This is a genomic window from Bacillus sp. 01N45, assembly GCF_056399205.1.
Window position 1 is genome coordinate 491,572 of the sequence record NZ_JBFTQW010000001.1, and the last position, 18,731, is coordinate 510,302.

General features: G+C 35.3%; 24 protein-coding genes. 10 read left to right on the plus strand and 14 right to left on the minus strand.

The genetic code is table 11. The features are described 5' to 3' along the window. Nucleotide 1 precedes the first annotated feature (1 nt). Together AC1DMU_RS02560 and AC1DMU_RS02565 are read left to right on the plus strand one after the other, a co-directional pair. Nucleotides 2–673, plus strand: a complete 672-nt coding sequence (locus tag AC1DMU_RS02560; RefSeq protein WP_141542701.1) for a DUF1129 family protein — start codon at nt 2–4, stop codon at nt 671–673. Between the two features lie 200 nt (nt 674–873). Next, nucleotides 874–1,713 carry a hypothetical protein gene (locus AC1DMU_RS02565; protein WP_000111931.1) on the plus strand — a complete coding sequence of 280 codons (840 nt, stop codon included), beginning with the start codon at nt 874–876 and terminating at the stop codon, nt 1,711–1,713. A gap of 28 nt (nt 1,714–1,741) precedes the next feature. Here the strand turns inward: AC1DMU_RS02565 and AC1DMU_RS02570 are convergent, their stop codons facing one another. Then, entirely contained in the window at nt 1,742–2,578 is an 837-nt protein-coding gene (locus AC1DMU_RS02570) for a lipoate--protein ligase family protein (protein WP_000514071.1), read from the minus strand. Between the two features lie 170 nt (nt 2,579–2,748). Between AC1DMU_RS02570 and AC1DMU_RS02575 the strand changes: the two genes are divergently transcribed. Then, entirely contained in the window at nt 2,749–3,132 is a 384-nt protein-coding gene (locus AC1DMU_RS02575) for a rhodanese-like domain-containing protein (protein ID WP_000108656.1), read from the plus strand. Between the two features lie 39 nt (nt 3,133–3,171). On the opposite strand, the gene AC1DMU_RS02580 is transcribed toward AC1DMU_RS02575, so the two are convergent. Further along, on the minus strand, nt 3,172–3,708 hold the full coding sequence (locus AC1DMU_RS02580) for a DNA polymerase III subunit delta (protein WP_141555585.1): 537 nt from the start codon (nt 3,706–3,708) through the stop codon (nt 3,172–3,174). Between the two features lie 314 nt (nt 3,709–4,022). On the opposite strand from AC1DMU_RS02580, the gene AC1DMU_RS02585 reads away from it, so the two are divergent. From AC1DMU_RS02585 to AC1DMU_RS02605, 5 genes are all read left to right on the plus strand, one after another. Beyond that, nucleotides 4,023–5,000, plus strand: a complete 978-nt coding sequence (locus AC1DMU_RS02585; RefSeq protein WP_001273975.1) for a LacI family DNA-binding transcriptional regulator — start codon at nt 4,023–4,025, stop codon at nt 4,998–5,000. A gap of 98 nt (nt 5,001–5,098) precedes the next feature. Next, nucleotides 5,099–5,680 (plus strand): TetR/AcrR family transcriptional regulator, encoded by a 582-nt coding sequence (locus AC1DMU_RS02590; protein ID WP_141474868.1) that lies wholly within the window; start codon nt 5,099–5,101, stop codon nt 5,678–5,680. A 71-nt stretch (nt 5,681–5,751) separates the two neighbouring features. Further along, nucleotides 5,752–6,084, plus strand: coding sequence for a DMT family transporter (locus AC1DMU_RS02595; RefSeq protein ID WP_088064396.1), 333 nt, complete (start codon nt 5,752–5,754; stop codon nt 6,082–6,084). Between the two features lies 1 nt (nt 6,085). Continuing rightward, a complete protein-coding gene (locus AC1DMU_RS02600) occupies nt 6,086–6,400 on the plus strand; it encodes a DMT family transporter (protein ID WP_000312623.1) in 315 nt (104 codons plus the stop codon). 15 nt (nt 6,401–6,415) lie between these two features. After that, complete coding sequence (locus tag AC1DMU_RS02605) at nt 6,416–6,673, plus strand: DUF3975 family protein (RefSeq protein ID WP_087985176.1); 258 nt, start codon at nt 6,416–6,418, stop codon at nt 6,671–6,673. 16 nt (nt 6,674–6,689) lie between these two features. Here AC1DMU_RS02605 and AC1DMU_RS02610 read toward each other — a convergent pair whose 3' ends face one another. From AC1DMU_RS02610 to gcvT, 12 genes are all read right to left on the minus strand, one after another. Next, a complete protein-coding gene (locus AC1DMU_RS02610; protein ID WP_141542702.1) occupies nt 6,690–6,875 on the minus strand; it encodes a hypothetical protein in 186 nt (61 codons plus the stop codon). 249 nt (nt 6,876–7,124) lie between these two features. Beyond that, nucleotides 7,125–7,748, minus strand: coding sequence for an ABC-2 transporter permease (locus AC1DMU_RS02615; protein WP_033662759.1), 624 nt, complete (start codon nt 7,746–7,748; stop codon nt 7,125–7,127). Then, on the minus strand, nt 7,732–8,355 hold the full coding sequence (locus tag AC1DMU_RS02620; protein ID WP_088064398.1) for an ABC-2 transporter permease: 624 nt from the start codon (nt 8,353–8,355) through the stop codon (nt 7,732–7,734). Before AC1DMU_RS02620 ends, AC1DMU_RS02615 begins: the two co-directional genes overlap by 17 nt. Before the next feature lie 60 nt (nt 8,356–8,415). Then, nucleotides 8,416–9,048, minus strand: a complete 633-nt coding sequence (locus AC1DMU_RS02625; protein WP_088064399.1) for an ABC-2 transporter permease — start codon at nt 9,046–9,048, stop codon at nt 8,416–8,418. Between the two features lie 12 nt (nt 9,049–9,060). After that, complete coding sequence (locus tag AC1DMU_RS02630; RefSeq protein WP_088064400.1) at nt 9,061–9,729, minus strand: ABC-2 transporter permease; 669 nt, start codon at nt 9,727–9,729, stop codon at nt 9,061–9,063. Further along, a complete protein-coding gene (locus AC1DMU_RS02635) occupies nt 9,710–10,582 on the minus strand; it encodes an ABC transporter ATP-binding protein (RefSeq protein WP_088064401.1) in 873 nt (290 codons plus the stop codon). The genes AC1DMU_RS02630 and AC1DMU_RS02635 overlap by 20 nt, the downstream gene beginning before the upstream one ends. A gap of 3 nt (nt 10,583–10,585) precedes the next feature. After that, nucleotides 10,586–10,960: a GntR family transcriptional regulator gene (locus AC1DMU_RS02640; protein WP_001021351.1), complete on the minus strand. Its 375-nt coding sequence runs from the start codon at nt 10,958–10,960 to the stop codon at nt 10,586–10,588. A 116-nt stretch (nt 10,961–11,076) separates the two neighbouring features. Beyond that, entirely contained in the window at nt 11,077–11,268 is a 192-nt protein-coding gene (locus tag AC1DMU_RS02645; RefSeq protein WP_000535935.1) for a hypothetical protein, read from the minus strand. Between the two features lie 70 nt (nt 11,269–11,338). Beyond that, complete coding sequence (locus AC1DMU_RS02650; RefSeq protein ID WP_000639158.1) at nt 11,339–11,542, minus strand: DUF3929 family protein; 204 nt, start codon at nt 11,540–11,542, stop codon at nt 11,339–11,341. Nucleotides 11,543–11,904: 362 nt separating this feature from the next. Then, a complete protein-coding gene (gene gcvPB / locus AC1DMU_RS02655) occupies nt 11,905–13,380 on the minus strand; it encodes an aminomethyl-transferring glycine dehydrogenase subunit 2 (RefSeq protein ID WP_000795689.1) in 1,476 nt (491 codons plus the stop codon). Next, nucleotides 13,377–14,720 carry an aminomethyl-transferring glycine dehydrogenase subunit 1 gene (gene gcvPA, locus AC1DMU_RS02660; protein ID WP_000903246.1) on the minus strand — a complete coding sequence of 448 codons (1,344 nt, stop codon included), beginning with the start codon at nt 14,718–14,720 and terminating at the stop codon, nt 13,377–13,379. The genes gcvPB and gcvPA overlap by 4 nt, the downstream gene beginning before the upstream one ends. Nucleotides 14,721–14,740: 20 nt before the next feature. Continuing rightward, nucleotides 14,741–15,841 (minus strand): glycine cleavage system aminomethyltransferase GcvT, encoded by a 1,101-nt coding sequence (gene gcvT, locus AC1DMU_RS02665; RefSeq protein ID WP_046956348.1) that lies wholly within the window; start codon nt 15,839–15,841, stop codon nt 14,741–14,743. 392 nt (nt 15,842–16,233) lie between these two features. Here gcvT and AC1DMU_RS02670 point away from each other — a divergent pair, with 392 nt between their 5' ends. Both AC1DMU_RS02670 and AC1DMU_RS02675 read left to right on the plus strand, forming a co-directional pair. Then, a complete protein-coding gene (locus AC1DMU_RS02670) occupies nt 16,234–17,916 on the plus strand; it encodes a DEAD/DEAH box helicase (protein WP_046956347.1) in 1,683 nt (560 codons plus the stop codon). Continuing rightward, nucleotides 17,903–18,697: a YqhG family protein gene (locus AC1DMU_RS02675; RefSeq protein ID WP_001183978.1), complete on the plus strand. Its 795-nt coding sequence runs from the start codon at nt 17,903–17,905 to the stop codon at nt 18,695–18,697. The genes AC1DMU_RS02670 and AC1DMU_RS02675 overlap by 14 nt, the downstream gene beginning before the upstream one ends. Nucleotides 18,698–18,731 lie beyond the last annotated feature (34 nt).

Sequence of the window (18,731 nt, forward strand, 5' to 3'; positions counted from 1 at the left end):
GATGAATGCGCAAGACATGATTAAATTGAACAACAAAAAACGCGAACTTCTAACACCTGAAAATGAAGTTGTTTATAGCGATATGTTAGTTTATCTTCGTTTATCTAACGTGCCAGAACAACAAGTAGAAGAACTATTACTAGAAATATTAGACCATCTCATCGAAGCACAAACAGAAAATAAAAATGCTTATGACATTTTTGGTGATGACTTACAATCTTATTGTGATGAACTCATATCGGCTTTGCCGGTTCAAACAATGTCAGAAAAAACTTCTTTAATCGGCTTTGTTATTAGCTTACTTCTCGCTATACAGTTTGGAATGGACACCATTGCTTCTCTTTTCATTTTCTTTTTTGAAAAGAACACCGAAATAATAAGTCCACCTTTTAGTATCCTTGGAACTACTTTGTCGGTTTCAATAATTATACTAGGTATACTATTCATTTTATATTTATTAAAGCGGTACTCCTTTGATCAGAAAATGAATTGGAAAAGAAGAATTCTATTTGGATTCGCATTTGCTATCCCATTTTGTTCCGCTATATTCTTAAATATTTATTTTAAAAAACAACCTTATCTCATTTATCATCTAACCTTTTGGCAAAACGCCTTAATCGCTATCTTATTTTTTGTTTTATATAAATTACTATATAAAAAATCAAATTTTTAACAGCCTTTCAAAAGGCTGTTTTTCTTCTGTCTAATTTTACAAATTGAAAAATTTCATAAAGAAAATAAGAAAAATGCAAAATAATTAAAGTTAATTGTTGACGTGATGCTTTTATTATCGGTATCATAAATCTTCGTGAGCAATTATTTTTCGTTATACGATTTTTTTATTATTACTGAATTTTTGAGAGGAGAAATTAAATGTCAGTTAAGAAGAAAACGCAAGTACGCACCGGCAAAATGGTACGTGAACTAATGTTAGCAGACGAAGATGTAAATGCTTCGCTAATTATGGTATATAGTGAAAACGGTGTAAACGCAGAAATTAAAATCGAGGGCTTAACGCCGAAATGTAACGAAGAATTATTTTTGAGCGGAAACGTGGATTGGAACAAGAGTGTTATTTATAAAATTGTTGATTTCACTGGGAACGCTGAGGTTGGTAAAGTTACATTAACAGCGATGAACAAAAATAATGTTTCTCTAGAAGTTGAACGCGTTATGTGGAGCAAAGAAAATAAAGAAGCTGCTGAGCAAGAAGAAACTGTTGTAGAAGCTACTCCGAAAAAAGAAGTAGTTGTAGAAGCTCCAAAAGCAGTTACACCTGCTCCAAAACCTGTTACGCGAGTAGAAACACCTGCAGCATCTAAACCTACTCCGGTACCGACACCGAAGCCAGTAAGTGTAGAAGCAGCTGTGGAATTATCTACTCCAGCACCTGTGAAAAAAGCAGCACCAACTCCAGTTACAAAGCAAGAGACAGCACCGGTCGCTCCTGCAAAACCGAAGCAACCTGCTTTGACTGAAACAAATACAAAACTACAAGAAAATTATGTGAAACTTGTGAAAAAGACAATTGAAGTTTGTCAAGATTACGAGCTTGGCATCGACATAGATGATTCTATTGAAAGCTTAAAAAAAGAACTACAAAGCCAAGGTATTAGCGTTACATTTGACAAAGAAATTATGGACGTTGTAAATCGCCTTCGTTCTTTACAAGATAAAGGAATCAAAGTAGAAAAAGTACTTAATTTACTATAAAATAATAAGAGGTGGCAATTGCCACCTCTTATTTTTTATAATTCCATTCCTTACTCTCATACTTCTCTTTTGCTAATGTTTGCACTTCATGTAACTGTTCTTCTGTTAATTCATACGGAACAAGCTCTACATCTAATCCTTTTTCAAACCCAACCTCAAACGCTTTAATTAACTGTTCAATTGTAAACGTACGGTCTGTTAATTCATTAATTGCTACCGCTTTAGAAGAGAACATACTCTTCATACGCTCTTTTACACGTTCATTCGGGAATAAAAACAGATCGTATAATTCATCTAAATCTATTTCTAACGGAATCGATCCGTGCTGTAAAATCACACCTTTTTGACGTGTTTGAGCACTACCTGCGATTTTTCTTCCCTCTACTACAATTTCATACCAAGATGGTGCATCAAAGCATACTCCTGAACGTGGATTTTTTAAATTTTCACGGTCTGCTTCTGTTTTTGGAACTGCATAATATGCTTCTAATCCTAATGCCTTAAAACCGTCTAATAAACCTTGCGAAATAATACGATACGCTTCTGTAACTGTTTTTGGCATATTTGGATGATCTTCAGACACAATAACACTGTACGTTAATTCTTTATCATGTAGTACACCCCTGCCGCCTGTTTGACGACGAACGAATCCATATTTCTTTTCGTTAACTACATCCATATTAATATCTTTTTCAACACGCTGGAAATACCCAACTGTTAATGTTGGTACTTCCCATTCATAAAAACGAATGGTTGGTGGCATTTTCTTTTCACTTTGCCAATTTAATAAACATTCATCTAACGCCATATTAAATGCCGGTGAACATTGACCAGAGTTAATATAACACCATTTTTCTTTTCCCATCCTGCACCTCATATAACCAATTATTTTTCACATTCTCTAGTCTACCAAATTCGACAAAATTTGTGAAAGAATACGAAATTTCTTCTTATATGCAAATGAATCTGTTGCATAAATACATACGGGCATTATAATATTGAAAGTAGGATAAGAAAAAAGGGAGCGATAGAACCGTGTCAACAACTTGGATTATTTTATTAGCCGTAATCGTAGCGTTCATCGGCTACACTGTATGGATGTATTTCTATCAGAGAAAATTAATTAAAACACTTTCAGAAGAAGAGTTTCGCGCTGGCTACCGTAAAGCACAGCTTATCGATATTCGCGAAGCAGACGAATATACTGCAGGACATATTTTAGGCGCACGTAACATTCCGTTATCACAAATTCGCCTTCGTCATAAAGAACTTCGCAAAGATCAACCAGTTTACTTATACTGCCAAAGCGGATTCCGTACTGGTCGTGCAGCTCAATACTTAAAAAAACAAGGCTACAAAGATTTCTACCAATTACAAGGTGGATTCAAAACGTGGACTGGAAAAATTAAAAAGAAATAATAACATACAAAAACTAGCTGAATCATTCAGCTAGTTTTTTCATTCCATATTATTCGCAATGTATAATAAATTTTGCTTAATCACATCTTTATCATTCTCTTGTGCATTACGATACAAAATCTGATATTCAAGTCCTTTCTCTTTCCAGATAAGCGTGGCAAATTCGTCCCCTCGCTCAGAATCATCCTTATTTTTAAAATAAGCGAGTGCTCCATTATTCAATTTCATTTGTTCTTGAACTCGCTTCTCTTCCACGAGATTTGGAAAACTATAAGGAAAGTTCGCAACATTTAACTCAATATATTCATGTCTACCTGGCTCCTGCTGTTTATATTTAATCATGACAACAGCCTTCTTTTTTCCAATCGTTCTGACTTCCCCCTTCACATCACTCGTAATGTCATACGGTAAAAACGCTGGCACTTTAAATTTCACTGGAAAATATTTTGGAAGCTCCTTCAGCGGAATTGGATCCGTAACACGATCCATAGTTCCTCCTGTTGTTCCCACAAAGTGTTTTTCTTCTTGCATCGTTTGCTGAAACGAACATGAACTTAGTACGAAACTAGAAAACACGAAACAAATGATTCTTTTTTTCAATTTGTTTCCGCCCTTTCATACCGCCCTCTTAACGAACGAAGCGTTTATATGCTCTTCATATTCGCTTCGCTACCAAACTCCACCTTTGAAAACTTTCCACGTTATTCTCACACATTTTGACAAAACTATTTTGCAAACAAAAAGACCCCTATCATTCTTACGCCCAAGTGAAAAGGTTACGCGAATAAAAAGAAGCCTTATTCATACCATAGTTTGTGAAAAGCTTTTCAGGTCAAGATTTTTTCATTCTTATTATTTTCCCCTTATAATATGGGAGAGAGGTGATACATATGGCCAATATAAAACAAATTGCAAAAACCGCTGGTGTATCCATATCAACTGTTTCCCGCGTCCTTAATAATCACCCTTACGTAAAAGAAGAAAAACGTAAGCGTGTTCTAGATGCTGTTGAAGAATTGAACTATGCAAAAAATATAAATGCTATTCATTTAATAAAGGGAAAAACATATACAATCGGGGTTATGCTCCCTTTCATTAATCTTCCATACTTCAGTACAATTATTGAAGGAATCGGAAACGAAGCGTTAACAGCTGGATATCACATTAATTTATGTCAAACAAATTACGATAGCCTCGAAGAGATTCGTGTTCTTGAAATGATGAAAATGAAACAATTCGATGGAATGATTATTTGCTCTCGAACGAGTTCTTGGGAACAAATTGAACCTTTCGCAAAATTTGCCCCTATTATTTCATGTGAAAAGATAAAGCATCCCCTCATTTCATCCGTCTACGTAGATCACTATGAAGGCTTCCGTCTCGGCACTGCCTATTTACTCAGTAAAGGCCATGAAAAAATCGGAATCTGTTTAGCAAGAAAAACGAGTGCAAATTCTATGGAGCGCGAAAAAGCATTTGCTGATACGCTGCATAACGAAGGTAAAACGGTACATCCAGATTGGATTTTTCATCAATGCTATACGATGCAGGATGGTGCAAAAATACTTCATCGCATTTTAAACATGAAAAATCGCCCAACCGCTATTTTTACAGCGAACGATCAAGTTGCAGCTGGTTTATTAACAGAGGCGCGAAAACATGGCATTCGGGTCCCTGAAGAACTTGCTATCCTTGGATTTGATAATCATGAAATTTCAAAGGCGTTAGAAATTTCCACAATTGAACACCCCGGTCTCGCAATGGGCTCACATGCTTTTTCTTTATTCCATAAACAAATCCAAAGCGAGCAAATTGCCGGGAAGGCAGAAGAGCTTTCATTCCATTTAATTGAGCGAGATACTGTCTAAAAAAAGAGCGTTACCTGTAGCGCTCTTTTTCAGCTCTTCACCTATTGACTTTATATTTTCCATCTCATATAATGAACCTAACGAACGGTAGGTAGGGGATGAAAATGACAGCAAACCGCATTAAAGCTGTAGCACTTTCTCATTTCGCACGCTACGGCTACGAAGGAACTTCATTGGCAAATATTGCTCAAGAAGTTGGGATTAAAAAACCATCGATTTACGCACACTTTAAAGGAAAAGAAGAGCTATATTTTATATGTTTAGAATCTGCTCTTCAAAAAGATTTACAGAGCTTCACAGACGATATCGAAAAATTTTCAAATTCGTCTACTGAAGAATTGCTCTTACAGTTACTAAAGGGCTACGCAAAACGATTTGGTGAAAGTGAAGAATCAATGTTTTGGTTACGAACTTCTTATTTTCCGCCTGATGCATTCCGCGTACAAATTATCAAAAAAGCGAATGCACACATTGAAAACGTCGGAAAACTTTTATTCCCTATATTTAAACAGGCAAACGAGCAAAGTGAACTGCATAACATTGAAGTAAAAGACGCTCTAGAAGCTTTTCTATGCTTACTGGACGGACTTATGGTGGAACTACTATTCGCAGGTTTAAATCGCTTTGAGACTCGTTTAAACGCCTCTTGGCAAGTATTTTGGCGAGGTCTTTCAAACTGACGGATTGCTCCTTTGCAATGCGTCGTTTTTAAGCCCTTTACCTAACGACTGGTAGGAAGGAGAAATGACATATGGCATGGATTTATGTAATCATAGCTGGTATTATTGAAATCTTTTGGGTTATTGGACTTAAAAAAGCGGGGGCACCACTTGAATGGGCTGGTGTTGCGTTATTAATTACAATTAGTTTCGTCTTATTATTTAGAGCTTATAAAGATTTACCTGTCGGCACTGTATATGCAGTCTTTACAGGAATTGGAGCTGGTGGGATCGTTCTTACAGAGATTTTCGTCTTCGGAGAACCTTTCTCTATTGTAAAAGTTTTATTAATCGGTTTAATCTTCTTCGGAGTAATTGGGCTAAAACGAGTAACAGAAGAAAAAGAAGCGAAGGAGGCCGCATAAAATGGCTTGGGTATTTTTAATTCTAGCTGGTATTTGTGAAATTATTGGTGTACTCTTTATGAAAGTAGCCACTGAAAAGAAAGGCTGGGCACCAAAAGTTATTTTAATCGCTAACTTCGGCGTAAGTTTCTTCTTCTTATCCCTTGCGATGAACACGTTACCGATGGGAACTGCTTACGCGATTTGGACTGGAATCGGAACTGCGGGAAGTGCACTTCTAGGTATTCTTATTTTCCGCGAATCAGCGGATTGGCGTCGTCTTGCCTTCTTAAGTTGCATTCTATGCGGCGCTGTTGGCTTAAAACTATTAAGCTAACGTGAGGTGAATGTCATGTGGAAAGAAAAAGGAAAACAAATGTTAGCATGGATTACACTCGGGAGTGTCATTCTATTGCAAATCAGTTTTCATATAATAGAATGGTTGTTTCATAAAATAGTATCCATTCTTACCTTCCTTCCTAGCATGGCACTTGAAATTGCATCTATTGCTTGGTCAGTTATTGCCTCCATTGCAATCGTCATTATATGGAGTATCGCCAAACTATGGAATAAATTATTTAAAAAGGACAGTACTTCTGAAAAAGAGTAACTGTCCTTTTTTACATTCATTCAGACTTTCTGTAGAAGTTTGATGTGATAAGACAAAGAAGACCAACTATGACAATACTTATACCAATTCCTTTATGTAAATTAGGAATTGGTGATGGTATATCTGAATAGAAATTTGCTAATATGAGACCGATTGAAAATAAAAGTACCCCTATTCTATATAACCATTTTCTTTTGTTCATCATTCTCCCCCTAACATTTTTCATACACTCCTTTCTTTTGGACATACTACCTAAAAAAGGAGTGGATAATATGCAAAATTCTATACATAAGCAGATCCTATTTTTATTTTTCTTCTTTCTCATTCTCGTTATCATTTTCAGCTTTATATTACATACTCCAAAAGATGTTGTACCGAATAGCCTCTCTGTTTATAAACTTTTACTTTCATATTGTCGTTATTGAAGAAGGTGCCTTATATAAGGCACCTTTTAAAATTCTCTTTTCTCATACAATTTGACTGAAACGAAGATAGATATTATGAACATGCATATTGAACTAACGAATAACATGCTGTTATATAGTTGAATTTGTTCTAGGTTGATTCCAAAGAAAATAGAGGAAACAGCCATAGGTGCTATCAATATAAAAATCGCAATAAAAATAGTTTTTTTATACGCTAACCAAAACGATATTGGTAAAACAAAACTTAAATACATTAAAATAAAGCTAATACTAGCAACCATTGTCGTTTCAATAAATTCAAATAGGTTAACCCCACTCTTCATTCCCATCGTGAAACAACCGACCGTTGCGCTTATAAAAAGAATAATCATTGCTACTATATATTTTGCATACACAATTTGTTTTCTCCATATTGGTAAGCTATTTACTATAACTTCACTCTCATTTTTACTATCTGCTTCAAATGTTTTTACTGTTGCCCCAATTGTAAAAATTACTGACATAATTATGAACAGATTTTTCGTATCTGTTAAGGCCATATAAAAGAAAACAGGATACAGTATGTACCAAATTAAAAATTTCCATTGAATGATGAAATCTTTTAAAATTAGTTGTTTCAATGCTATTCCCCCCTCACAGATCACGCTCATTATAAAAATGAATTGAGAAAAACATGGACATAACATATAAAAGAAGCAGCCCTGCTATAAAACAAATATTTACGACTAAACTCGTGTTCCAAGCATTTTCTACATCTAACCAGACGTTACTTACAATCACTCCACTTAATCCACCAACTATAATTCCCATAAAATAAGCAGCCTGTTTCGAACTGCTATATTCTACCGAAAATTCAATTGGAAGTACGATCGTGCTATAAACCAATCCTCCCGTTATTCCGCCAAGAATCGCTCCCCACAGCATAAATCCATTTATATGTTCATTTTGCAACTGAATTAGACCAACTAAAAGTGAGAAAACCACACCTAAAAAAACTAAAATGCTTACAAATATGTATTTTGCTACGACAATGTCTTTACGATCAAACGGTAAACTATTTAATATTTTTTCACTCTTACTTCTAGCCTCATAACTCGTCGACCATATTGTTCCAAGGATAGGTATAGATATGCTAAGCTTCAAAAGAAGATTTTCGCTACCAAAATCAACAATTGTAAGGAAAAACAAACATATAAAACTAATAAATCCCAACTTTCTTTGCAACATCATATCTTTTAAAACTAGTTGCTTAATCATGTATTACACCTCACTAAACCAATTCCTTAACATCACTTATTAATTTTTATATAAGAAGGATTAAAGCTCTTTCTTTTTAAAACTCACAATAGCTACAAACATTGAAGCTAAATAACTTACACAAGCGCCTATACTTAAAATACTTATGACTAATAGCACATCGGAAGTTCGAAAAATTATTAGCATAAGCCTTTCATCCGTAAATATATTGCACATAAATCCTAGTAAGCCTATTATAGGAAAAAGCATAACTAATCCCAACATAGTAACCATTCGCTTATCCTCACTATATTTTATGGGAAGGATCATAACAGCATACAGAATAGAAAAGAAAATAGCTATAAATGCTGCATACCAAGGAATATTTATATTTTCTTTTAATACAAATACAGGTAGTACAAAGAAAACGAATGTAATGATTAAGCTGAATGCCATAAATAATAGTGTCGATATGTATTTCGCAATGACAAGATCTTTCCTAGTAAAAGGTAGACTTACTAACACTTTTTCCGTACTATTTTTCTCCTCATTTGATAAAGAGATTGAAATCATCAAAAGACATATAGCAAAACAAACATATGCTAATTGAAATGGTTCTATAGTGTTTTGGAATGCTCCGTATATTGGTAAGATTAAATAGATAAGAAACATTTTTCTTTGTAAGAAAAACTCTTTCAAAATTAACTGTTGCATACAATTCCTCCCCTACAAATCACGTGCTTCATAAATTTTAATTGTAAGAAACATAGAAACGATATAGACACTAGCTAATATCATTCCTCCAACTATAAGTACACCGATATGCACTGGATTCATAATCCACTCAATGAATGAAGGTGTTGTTTCATCCAATCCATCTCCTATGAATATCCAAGCAATTCCACCAACTGCCATTGATGCTCCTGACACTATACTTCGTGCTATCTTTGACCTTGTAATATAATAACTAGGAAAGAATGTTACAACAAAAAATACGGCGTAAACAGCTCCATTTATTACTTCATACCATGGAATTTCAATGTATAGATTCGGATGATAGGCACCGATATCACCAATGACCACAATGCCTCTTACAAGAAAAACAACTAACATCGTAGAGAGTATGCCAACAACAATAAATATTGCACTGGAAACATATCTAGCAATTATGATATCCTTTCGGCTTACCGGTAAACTATTTATAATAATGTCACTGTTATTCCTTTCATCCATAAAAGTTAACGTCATAACGGAAGAAAGGGTTATAAATAGACAACTCATCGAAAATAACAATTCACCACTTGGATCTAACATAAATAATACAAGAGGCATAATTAGATTCACTAACCACGTTACCCTAAAAAAGAACAAATCTTTATATATGAGCTGACGCACAGGCACCTCTCCCTTTTGCGGTGTAAACGATAATATCATCTAATGTAGGCTTTTCTAGTACAACCTCATTTCCAAACCAATCGATAATTGCTTGTTTATCCTTCGCTAAACCTTCGAAACCAAATTTATTTTTTCGTAATCCAACAAATAATTCTTTTCCTTCTCGGTCTAATAAATCATTACTTCCTTTTACGATTACGTAGTTCTCCATTAGTTCATCTTTCTCACCAGTAAATATAATTTCTCCATCATTGATGAACGTAATATAATCTGCGATGCGCTCTAAATCTGTTGTAATGTGCGTTGAGAATAATACAGATACTTCATCCTCCATTACAATTTCTTGCAAAATATCAAGTAATTCACTTCGAACAACTGGATCTAATCCTGCTGTCGGTTCATCCATAATGATAAACTCTGCGTGATGTGAAAGTGCGATAGCAATCGCAAATTTCATTTTCATCCCTTTTGATAGTTCTTTAATTTTTTTATACTTCGGAACTTGTAATCTGTGCATATACGATTGATACTGCTCTTCGTCCCACTTTTTATATAATGGTGCAATAATACGTTTCATTTGTTCACACGTTAAACCTTCGTAGTAATGGTTTTCATCATATACAAAACCAATATTTTGTTTTATTTCCTTTTCAGCTTTCTTATTGTCTTTGCCAAAAATTTTTATATCGCCGCTATCTTTTCGAATTAAATTCATAATCATTTTGATTGTCGTACTTTTCCCTGCGCCATTCGGTCCGACAAATCCCATAATATATCCGCGTGGTAACGTAAAACTTATATTTTTCACTGCAAAATCTTGATAACTTTTACAAACATTTTTTAGCTCTAACATCTCTTATTCCCCCTCATATAAACACGCAATCATCTGCTGTAAATCTTCAAGTGAAAGCTGCAACGCTTTACTTTCATTTACAATCTCTTCCGCTTTACTTTCCAATAGACGAAGCCTTTGTTCTTTTAGTAGTTCATTATTTTTACGTGAAACATAAGTCCCCTTCCCAGCAACAGTTTCTATATATCCTTCTTTTTCAAGCTCCTCGTACGCACGCTTCGTTGTAATTACACTAATTTGTAATTCCTTCGCTAAGCTACGAATAGACGGTAATTGGTCTCCACCCTTTAAACCACCATTTAAAATAAGCTGGCTTAATTGTTTTCTTATTTGTACATAAATAGGGTCTTGGGAAGAATTCGAAATAATAATATTCATGTTTTCCTCCAGTGTGTATATACTGTATATACCTTATATACACAGTATATACACACCATCCTATTTTTGGCAAGAAAAAAAGACCAACATTTTCCTGTTGGTCTTTCGTATATGTATCACTTTTCAAAGCGATCTAACATCTCATCTCTCATTCCGAAACTCACTACCGCAATTCCTACATACATAAACAGAAGGAACGCCGGATGAACTGTGTTGTACCAAGTGCTATCAACAATTAAATAAATCGTTAATGCTACAACAAGAACAAACGCTAAGATAAACATATAAAAGTGTCTTGTACTACCCATAATAAACTCCTCTCTTCTCTCGTCACCATTCAACAGTATATTGTATCGAATAATTCGATATGACTCAAGGTTAACTTTCTGTTATGTAATCAAGTTCCACCTTTACAATGTCCTCACATGCTATTGAAATGATTGTTCCTTTCTTATCAATTGCCGTCACTTCTCTATTATCCATTACACGATGTGCTACTCTTTCTAATACTTTTCCTTGATCTCGATAACAAAATTCTTTTACATCTTTAATCGTTTTTCCGTTTTCTAAATGGTATATCATTCTATAACACCGATATCCCACATTTTCACCCCCAACTTGCTCGTTTTTTCACATATACATAAAAATGAGTCATTCCTATCTCATTGCATCTTCTTAATTTCAATAAAATTCTAACAAAAATAAATACTTTTATCAAACTGACTTTTTCAACAAAATCACCTATGAAACTACTTCTTTACACCATTATGAAACAAAAAATATAAAATTTTAACATTTTCTTCACTAGTTCTGCATAAAGTGAAACTTTAATCAGCGGGGGATTTTTGTTCATCCCCATTGATTATCCGCCCGCAAATCGCGGGACAAATTCTCCATACAAAAAAAGAACCCGCATATAGCGAGTTCTTCCTTTTTTATTCTAATTAAACTTGTACAGGAGCTAGCTTTTCATAACGTAAAACTGGTTTACGAGCAGCCAATGTTTCATCCAAACGTTTAATTACCGTTGTATGTGGCGCTTCTTGTACAACTTCTGGATTTTCTTCTACTTCTTTAGCAATTTGAATCATCTTATCAATGAAACCATCTAATGTTTCTTTTGATTCTGTTTCTGTCGGCTCAATCATAATACATTCTTCCACATTTAATGGGAAGTAAATTGTCGGTGGATGGTAACCGAAATCAAGCAGGCGCTTTGCGATATCTAATGTACGTACGCCAAGTTTCTTTTGGCGACGACCTGATAATACAAACTCATGCTTACAATGTCTATCGAACGGAAGATCATAGAATGGTGCTAATCTTCTCATCATATAGTTCGCATTTAATACCGCATACTCCGTTACTGCACGTAGTCCATCTGGACCCATAGAACGAATGTATGTGTATGCACGAACGTTAATTCCGAAGTTACCATAGAATGGTTTTACGCGCCCAATTGCTTCTGGACGATCATAATTAAAGTGATAGCCATTTTCCGTTTTCTCTAAAATTGGTTTTGGTAAGTACGGAATTAAATCAGCTTTCACACCTACTGGACCCGAACCTGGGCCACCGCCGCCGTGAGGACCTGTAAATGTTTTATGAAGGTTTAAATGCACAACGTCAAATCCCATATCTCCTGGGCGCGCTTGGCTTAATACCGCATTTAAGTTTGCACCATCATAGTATAATTTACCGCCTGCGTTATGGACGATTTCTGCCATTTCTAAAATATTTTCTTCGAATAGACCTAATGTATTAGGATTTGTTAACATAAGTGCTGCTGTTTCTTCGTTTACAACACGTTTTAAATCTTCTAAGTCAACAAGACCATGTTCATTTGATTTTACTGTAATTGTTTCAAAACCAGCTACAGTTGCAGATGCTGGATTCGTTCCGTGAGCAGAGTCAGGAACAATTACTTTCGTACGGTTAAAGTCACCATTTGCTTCATGGTATGCACGAATTAACATTAAACCTGTCCATTCTCCGTGTGCACCCGCTGCTGGTTGCAATGTAACAGTATCCATACCTGTAATCTCAATTAAGTGCTCTTGTAAGTCGTACATTAATTCCATTGCACCTTGTACTGTCTTTTCATCTTGTAATGGATGAATATTTGCAAATCCTGCGAAACGAGCTACATTCTCATTAATTTTCGGATTATATTTCATCGTACAAGATCCAAGTGGATAGAATCCAGAATCTACACCGTGGTTACGGTTTGAAAGTGCTGTATAGTGGCGCATAATGTCAAGTTCAGATACTTCTGGTAGCTCTGCATCTTCTACTCGAATATAATCGCTCTCAAACACATCTTCTAGTTTCACTTCTTCTACATCTAATTTTGGTAGGCTATATCCTATGCGTCCTTCTTTACTCACTTCAAAGATAAGTGCTTGGTCTTGGTTCTTCATTGGATAGCCCCCATTTCGTTTACAAGTGTGTCAATTTCCTCTTTTGTACGAAGCTCAGTTACTGCTACAAGCATATGGTTCTCATGCTCTTTATAATCACGGCCTAGGTCGTAACCGCCGATAATATTCTTTTGTAATAATGCATCGTTTACTTCTTTCACTGGACGCTTGCAATCTACAACAAACTCATTGAAGAATGGTCCAGCAAATGTTACAGTGAAGCCTTTCGCTTCAAATTGACGTTTTGCATATTGTGCTTTAGAAATGTTTTGACGTGCCATTTCTTTCACACCTTGTTTACCAAGTGCCGTCATTGCAACTGATGCTGCTAATGCATTTAACGCTTGGTTTGAACAAATGTTAGACGTCGCTTTATCACGGCGAATATGCTGTTCACGTGCTTGTAACGTTAATACAAATCCACGTTTACCATCTGAATCTACAGTTTGTCCAACAAGACGTCCTGGAATTTTACGCATAAATGCTTTCGTTGTTGCAAAGTAACCACAGTGTGGTCCACCAAACTGCGTTGGAATACCAAATGGTTGTGCATCACCGATTACAACATCAGCACCAAATTTTCCTGGTGGTGTTAATGCGCCTAATGATAATGGATTTGAAGAAACGATAAATAATGATTTTTGTTGATGAACGATTTTTTCAATATCAGCTAATTTTTCAACTTGTCCGAAGAAGTTTGGATATTGAACGATTACACAAGCAACTGTATCATCTACTTCACTTTGTAATACGTCTAAATCTGTTACACCATCTTTATGATTAATTTCAACAACTTCAAGATGTTGACCTTTTGCATACGTTTCAAGTACTGCTCTTGATTCTGGATGAACTGCACTAGATACAAGGATTTTCTTTTTGCGAGTATGGCCAGCTGCTAGCATTGCCGCTTCAGCTAAAGCTGTACCTCCGTCGTACATAGAAGAGTTTGCTACATCCATTCCTGTTAATTCACAAATCATTGTTTGGAATTCAAAGATCGCTTGTAATTCCCCTTGTGAAATTTCTGGTTGGTATGGCGTGTAAGCTGTATAAAATTCTGAGCGAGAGATAACGTGATCTACAATTACTGGAGCGTAATGATCGTATACACCTGCTCCTAAGAAAGAAGCGTATTCTTTTAAGTTAGCATTTTTACTAGCCATTTGAGTTAACTCTTTTAAAAGCTCCGGCTCTGATTTTGCTTCTTTAATTTTTAAATCCCCTTTAAAACGAACACTCTCTGGAATATCAGAGAATAACTCATCGATCGTTTGAACGCCGATCGTTTGTAACATTTCTTTTTTGTCTTCTTCTGTCATTGGAAGATAACGATGCAACATGAAATCTACCCCTCTCCCCGTTACTTTGAACGTTTATAAAATGGTGTTGGAACAACTACTGCTTTGACGCGTTTATTACGAATTTCAATTTCTACTTCTGTATCAACTGCTGCGTATTTTACATCAATTAGTGCTAAACCAATGCTTTTCTTTAACGTTGGAGATTGTGTACCACTCGTTACTTCCCCGATTTTTTCTTCTCCAATAAATACAGGGTAATGTGTACGAGGAATTCCACGTTCGATTACTTCAATGCCGACTAACTTACGAGACGCACCGTTTTCTTTTTGCTCTTTTAACGTTTCTTTTCCATAGAAGTCTGCTTCTTTATTTGGTTTTACCGCAAAGCCAATGCCAGCTTCAATCGGTGTAATATCTTTTGATAATTCTTGACCATAAAGTGGTAATGTTGCTTCGAAGCGAAGTGTATCGCGAGCACCTAAACCACATGCTTTTAAGCCTTCTTCTGCTCCAACTTCAAGAAGTTTCTCCCAAAGTTTTGCAGCATCTTCACTCTTACAGTAAATTTCAAATCCATCTTCACCTGTGTAACCTGTACGAGATACAAGTGCTGGAATTCCATCTACAAGAATATCGTTTTTAAATTTAAAGAACTTAATTTCTTTCAAATCTTCTGACACAACTTTTTGTAAAATGCCTTCTGCTTTTGGACCTTGAATTGCAAGCTGTGCAACTTCACTAGAAACATTGACTACTGTCGCATCGCCAATTACATGGCTAGCTAACCATTCGTAATCTTTCTCGATATTTGATGCATTGATTACTAATAAATAGTCTTCTTCACCACGTTTGTAGATTAATAAATCATCTACTGTACCACCATTTTCGTAGCACATAGCTGTATATTGTGCGCCTCCTACCTTTAAGGTAGAAACGTCATTTGTAACAACACGTTGTAAAAATGCTAAACTATCTACACCTTTTACCTCAACTTCTCCCATATGAGACACATCGAACAAACCTGCAGCCGTACGTACAGCTTCATGTTCTTCTTTAATGCTTGAAAATTGAACTGGTAATTCCCAACCACCGAAGTCGATTGTTTTTCCACCATACTTCGCGTATACATCAAATAACGGTGTACGTTGTAATGTAATCATGCTCTCTCCCCCTTATGCTTTGACAAATCAATAAAAGTTGCTCGCCATATCTAAACATTTTCACTCTGAAAAGATAGGATATACGGAATCTCATTATATTTTTTTATGAAAGCGTAAATAAAAAATCACTTTCTTGGATAAAATACGAAAGATTCCACACATTTCACACCATTATCCTAACATTATTCGCTATATTTCATCAATATTCTAGCATAAAAAATAATTTAGAATTTTTCATTCTTAATCTTATTAAATACAATTTTCAAAATTTAGCCCTTTATCTTTGCCTATTCTTTAACTTTCAGCAAGTGTAATAGAGCCTTATTACAAGGCTTATATAATAAAGATTTTTTTAATAATTACTTTAGTTTATAAAAGGTGGGAGAGTCGTAATGAATGTCGATATTTCCGTAGATCGAACGTGGCAAAACAATTTTTTAAATAGAATTAACGAAGATGGTCCTTGGACAAATTGGGATTTATATCATTTAGCTTATAAAACAGAAAAATCGTTACTTGTTCCTACTTTCGATGGATTACAAGCACCGAAGCATTTATCTCATTTCACACCACTTCCTCATCAATTAGAAGTCGCTCAAAATGTCATTGAACAAATGAATGGTAAAGCGATACTAGCAGATGAAGTGGGACTTGGGAAAACGATTGAAGCTGGGCTGATTTTAAAAGAATATATGGTCCGCGGCCTTGTGAAAAAAGTACTTATACTCGTCCCTGCCTCTCTCGTATCACAATGGGCATACGAATTAAATACAAAGTTTTTTATTCCAGCTGTAGCCCAAAAGAAAAGCTACTCGTGGGAACAAGCCGATGTGATTGTATCATCAATTGATACTGCAAAACGTTCACCGCATCGCGATATCGTTTTGAATTTAGAATATGACCTTATTATTATCGATGAAGCACATAAACTTAAAAATAATAAAACAAAAAACTATGAATTTGCACAACGATTAAAAAAGAAATTTTGCTTATTATTAACCGCTACGCCTGTTCAAAATAAGATTGATGAAATTTTCAACCTCGTTTCTTTATTAAAGCCAGGACATTTAGGCAATCAATCCAACTTTGAAGAATATTATGCTTCAAAAAATCGTTCCGCCGAATCTGATGAAGATTTAAAATCTCTTATTAACAAAGTGATGGTCCGAAATCGACGTCATAATACCGGAATTGATTGGCCAAAGAGACATGTACGTACAATTTTTGTTGAGTTTAATGAAGAAGAGCAAGCTTTGTATAATGGTATTGAAAATTGGCGAGGACAAGATGCCTTCACATCTGCTTTCTCATCGTTAACTTTAAAACGGGAAGCGTGTAGTAGTCGTGAAGCTGTTTACTATTCATTAAAAAAACATGTGGAAAAAAGGCAGAAAGAAAATGAGCATTACATAAAAGACCCGCATATTGATGTGCTAATGGACAAAATTAATCATATTCCTTTCAACTCAAAAGCGAATAAAGCACTAGAACTTATAAAAGAAATTGACGATAAAGTCATTATTTTCACTGAATATAGAGCTTCACAAATGTATTTACAATGGTTTTTACAACAACACGGTATTTCTTCCGTTCCATTCCGCGGCGGGTTTAAACGTGGGAAGAAAGATTGGATGAAGGAGCTTTTCCAAAACCACGCACAAGTATTAATTGCAACCGAAGCTGGTGGTGAAGGGATTAACTTACAGTTTTGTAGCCATATGATTAATTATGACTTACCGTGGAATCCAATGCGTCTTGAACAAAGAATCGGACGTATTCACCGTCTTGGTCAAAAGAATGATGTTCATATTTATAACTTAGCTACAAAACATACTGTTGAAGAACATATTTTGAAACTGTTATATGAAAAAATCAATTTATTTGAGCGTGTTATCGGTGAACTTGATGAAATTTTAACGAGAATTAATATGAAAAACATCGACGCACATATTCAAGAAATATTTGCGCAATCAAAAAGCGAAGGAGAAATCCGAATTAAGATGGAAAACTTAACATCTATTATCGACTTCGCGAAACGAAATGAAGCTGAGGTGCAAGGCTATGCAGCAACATGAAATTCATAATTACTTATACAATTTTTTTGAGGCGAATAACTGCGAAATTTTAAAGCGCTCCCCTCATCTATTAGATGTGCAGTTAACAATTGAGATGGATAAATTATTAATGAACCGTCCTTTTTATTGGCACTATCTTGAGAAAACAGGAGGCGTACCGAATCCGATGCGCCTTACTCTTCTTACAAATCCAGAAAGTGAAGAAAGCGATGGTGAGCTTATTCACTACGGTTCACCACGTCTTCATCAAATTTTCCAAACGACAAAAGAATTAGGCTCTTACATACGTTTATATGAGGAAGTACGGCATAGCGGAGCGACACATACACCACTCCATCCTTGGCTCGGTGTAAATATTAAAGTTTCCTATCAATGTGATCGAAAAAAAGACATCCTTCACTCCATTGGGATTCATCTCATTTCTGGCACAATGATTGCAAACTTTCATGAAACATTAGCTAAAATTAAACTTACACCGAAAATACCTGACTTTTGCTTTACGCTCTCGCCTATCATTAAACCGCAAAGCGGTTTACAACGTATAGAGGATGCTTTAAAAAATATTATTGCAGAAGATGACCATACGTGGGCGAAAGAAGCAAGAGTGCGCTGGAATCACGATTTAGATCTTTTAAATCGTTTTTATGAAGAAAGTGATGAACTCCCCGAAAGCTATGAAATTGAAAAACAAGCCTTGCAAGAGCAATATGAACCACGCATTACAGTACAAATTATTAACGGCGGACTCTTTTATGTTACCGCGAATCATTTTCTTTCTTAAAAAGCCCCTTCTGTTTTAGAAGGAGCTTTTTTTG

Coding starts and splice junctions, on each gene's coding strand:
- AC1DMU_RS02560 (WP_141542701.1), top strand. CDS start 2: ATGAATGCGCAAGACATGATTAAATTGAACAACAAAAAACGCGAACTT.
- AC1DMU_RS02565 (WP_000111931.1), top strand. CDS start 874: ATGTCAGTTAAGAAGAAAACGCAAGTACGCACCGGCAAAATGGTACGT.
- AC1DMU_RS02570 (WP_000514071.1), bottom strand. CDS start 2,578: ATGGGAAAAGAAAAATGGTGTTATATTAACTCTGGTCAATGTTCACCG.
- AC1DMU_RS02585 (WP_001273975.1), top strand. CDS start 4,023: ATGGCCAATATAAAACAAATTGCAAAAACCGCTGGTGTATCCATATCA.
- AC1DMU_RS02590 (WP_141474868.1), top strand. CDS start 5,099: ATGAAAATGACAGCAAACCGCATTAAAGCTGTAGCACTTTCTCATTTC.
- AC1DMU_RS02595 (WP_088064396.1), top strand. CDS start 5,752: ATGGCATGGATTTATGTAATCATAGCTGGTATTATTGAAATCTTTTGG.
- AC1DMU_RS02600 (WP_000312623.1), top strand. CDS start 6,086: ATGGCTTGGGTATTTTTAATTCTAGCTGGTATTTGTGAAATTATTGGT.
- AC1DMU_RS02605 (WP_087985176.1), top strand. CDS start 6,416: ATGTGGAAAGAAAAAGGAAAACAAATGTTAGCATGGATTACACTCGGG.
- AC1DMU_RS02610 (WP_141542702.1), bottom strand. CDS start 6,875: ATGAACAAAAGAAAATGGTTATATAGAATAGGGGTACTTTTATTTTCA.
- AC1DMU_RS02615 (WP_033662759.1), bottom strand. CDS start 7,748: ATGAGCGTGATCTGTGAGGGGGGAATAGCATTGAAACAACTAATTTTA.
- AC1DMU_RS02620 (WP_088064398.1), bottom strand. CDS start 8,355: ATGATTAAGCAACTAGTTTTAAAAGATATGATGTTGCAAAGAAAGTTG.
- AC1DMU_RS02625 (WP_088064399.1), bottom strand. CDS start 9,048: ATGCAACAGTTAATTTTGAAAGAGTTTTTCTTACAAAGAAAAATGTTT.
- AC1DMU_RS02635 (WP_088064401.1), bottom strand. CDS start 10,582: ATGTTAGAGCTAAAAAATGTTTGTAAAAGTTATCAAGATTTTGCAGTG.
- AC1DMU_RS02640 (WP_001021351.1), bottom strand. CDS start 10,960: ATGAATATTATTATTTCGAATTCTTCCCAAGACCCTATTTATGTACAA.
- AC1DMU_RS02645 (WP_000535935.1), bottom strand. CDS start 11,268: ATGGGTAGTACAAGACACTTTTATATGTTTATCTTAGCGTTTGTTCTT.
- AC1DMU_RS02650 (WP_000639158.1), bottom strand. CDS start 11,542: ATGATATACCATTTAGAAAACGGAAAAACGATTAAAGATGTAAAAGAA.
- gcvPB (WP_000795689.1), bottom strand. CDS start 13,380: ATGAAGAACCAAGACCAAGCACTTATCTTTGAAGTGAGTAAAGAAGGA.
- gcvPA (WP_000903246.1), bottom strand. CDS start 14,720: ATGTTGCATCGTTATCTTCCAATGACAGAAGAAGACAAAAAAGAAATG.
- gcvT (WP_046956348.1), bottom strand. CDS start 15,841: ATGATTACATTACAACGTACACCGTTATTTGATGTATACGCGAAGTAT.
- AC1DMU_RS02670 (WP_046956347.1), top strand. CDS start 16,234: ATGAATGTCGATATTTCCGTAGATCGAACGTGGCAAAACAATTTTTTA.
- AC1DMU_RS02675 (WP_001183978.1), top strand. CDS start 17,903: ATGCAGCAACATGAAATTCATAATTACTTATACAATTTTTTTGAGGCG.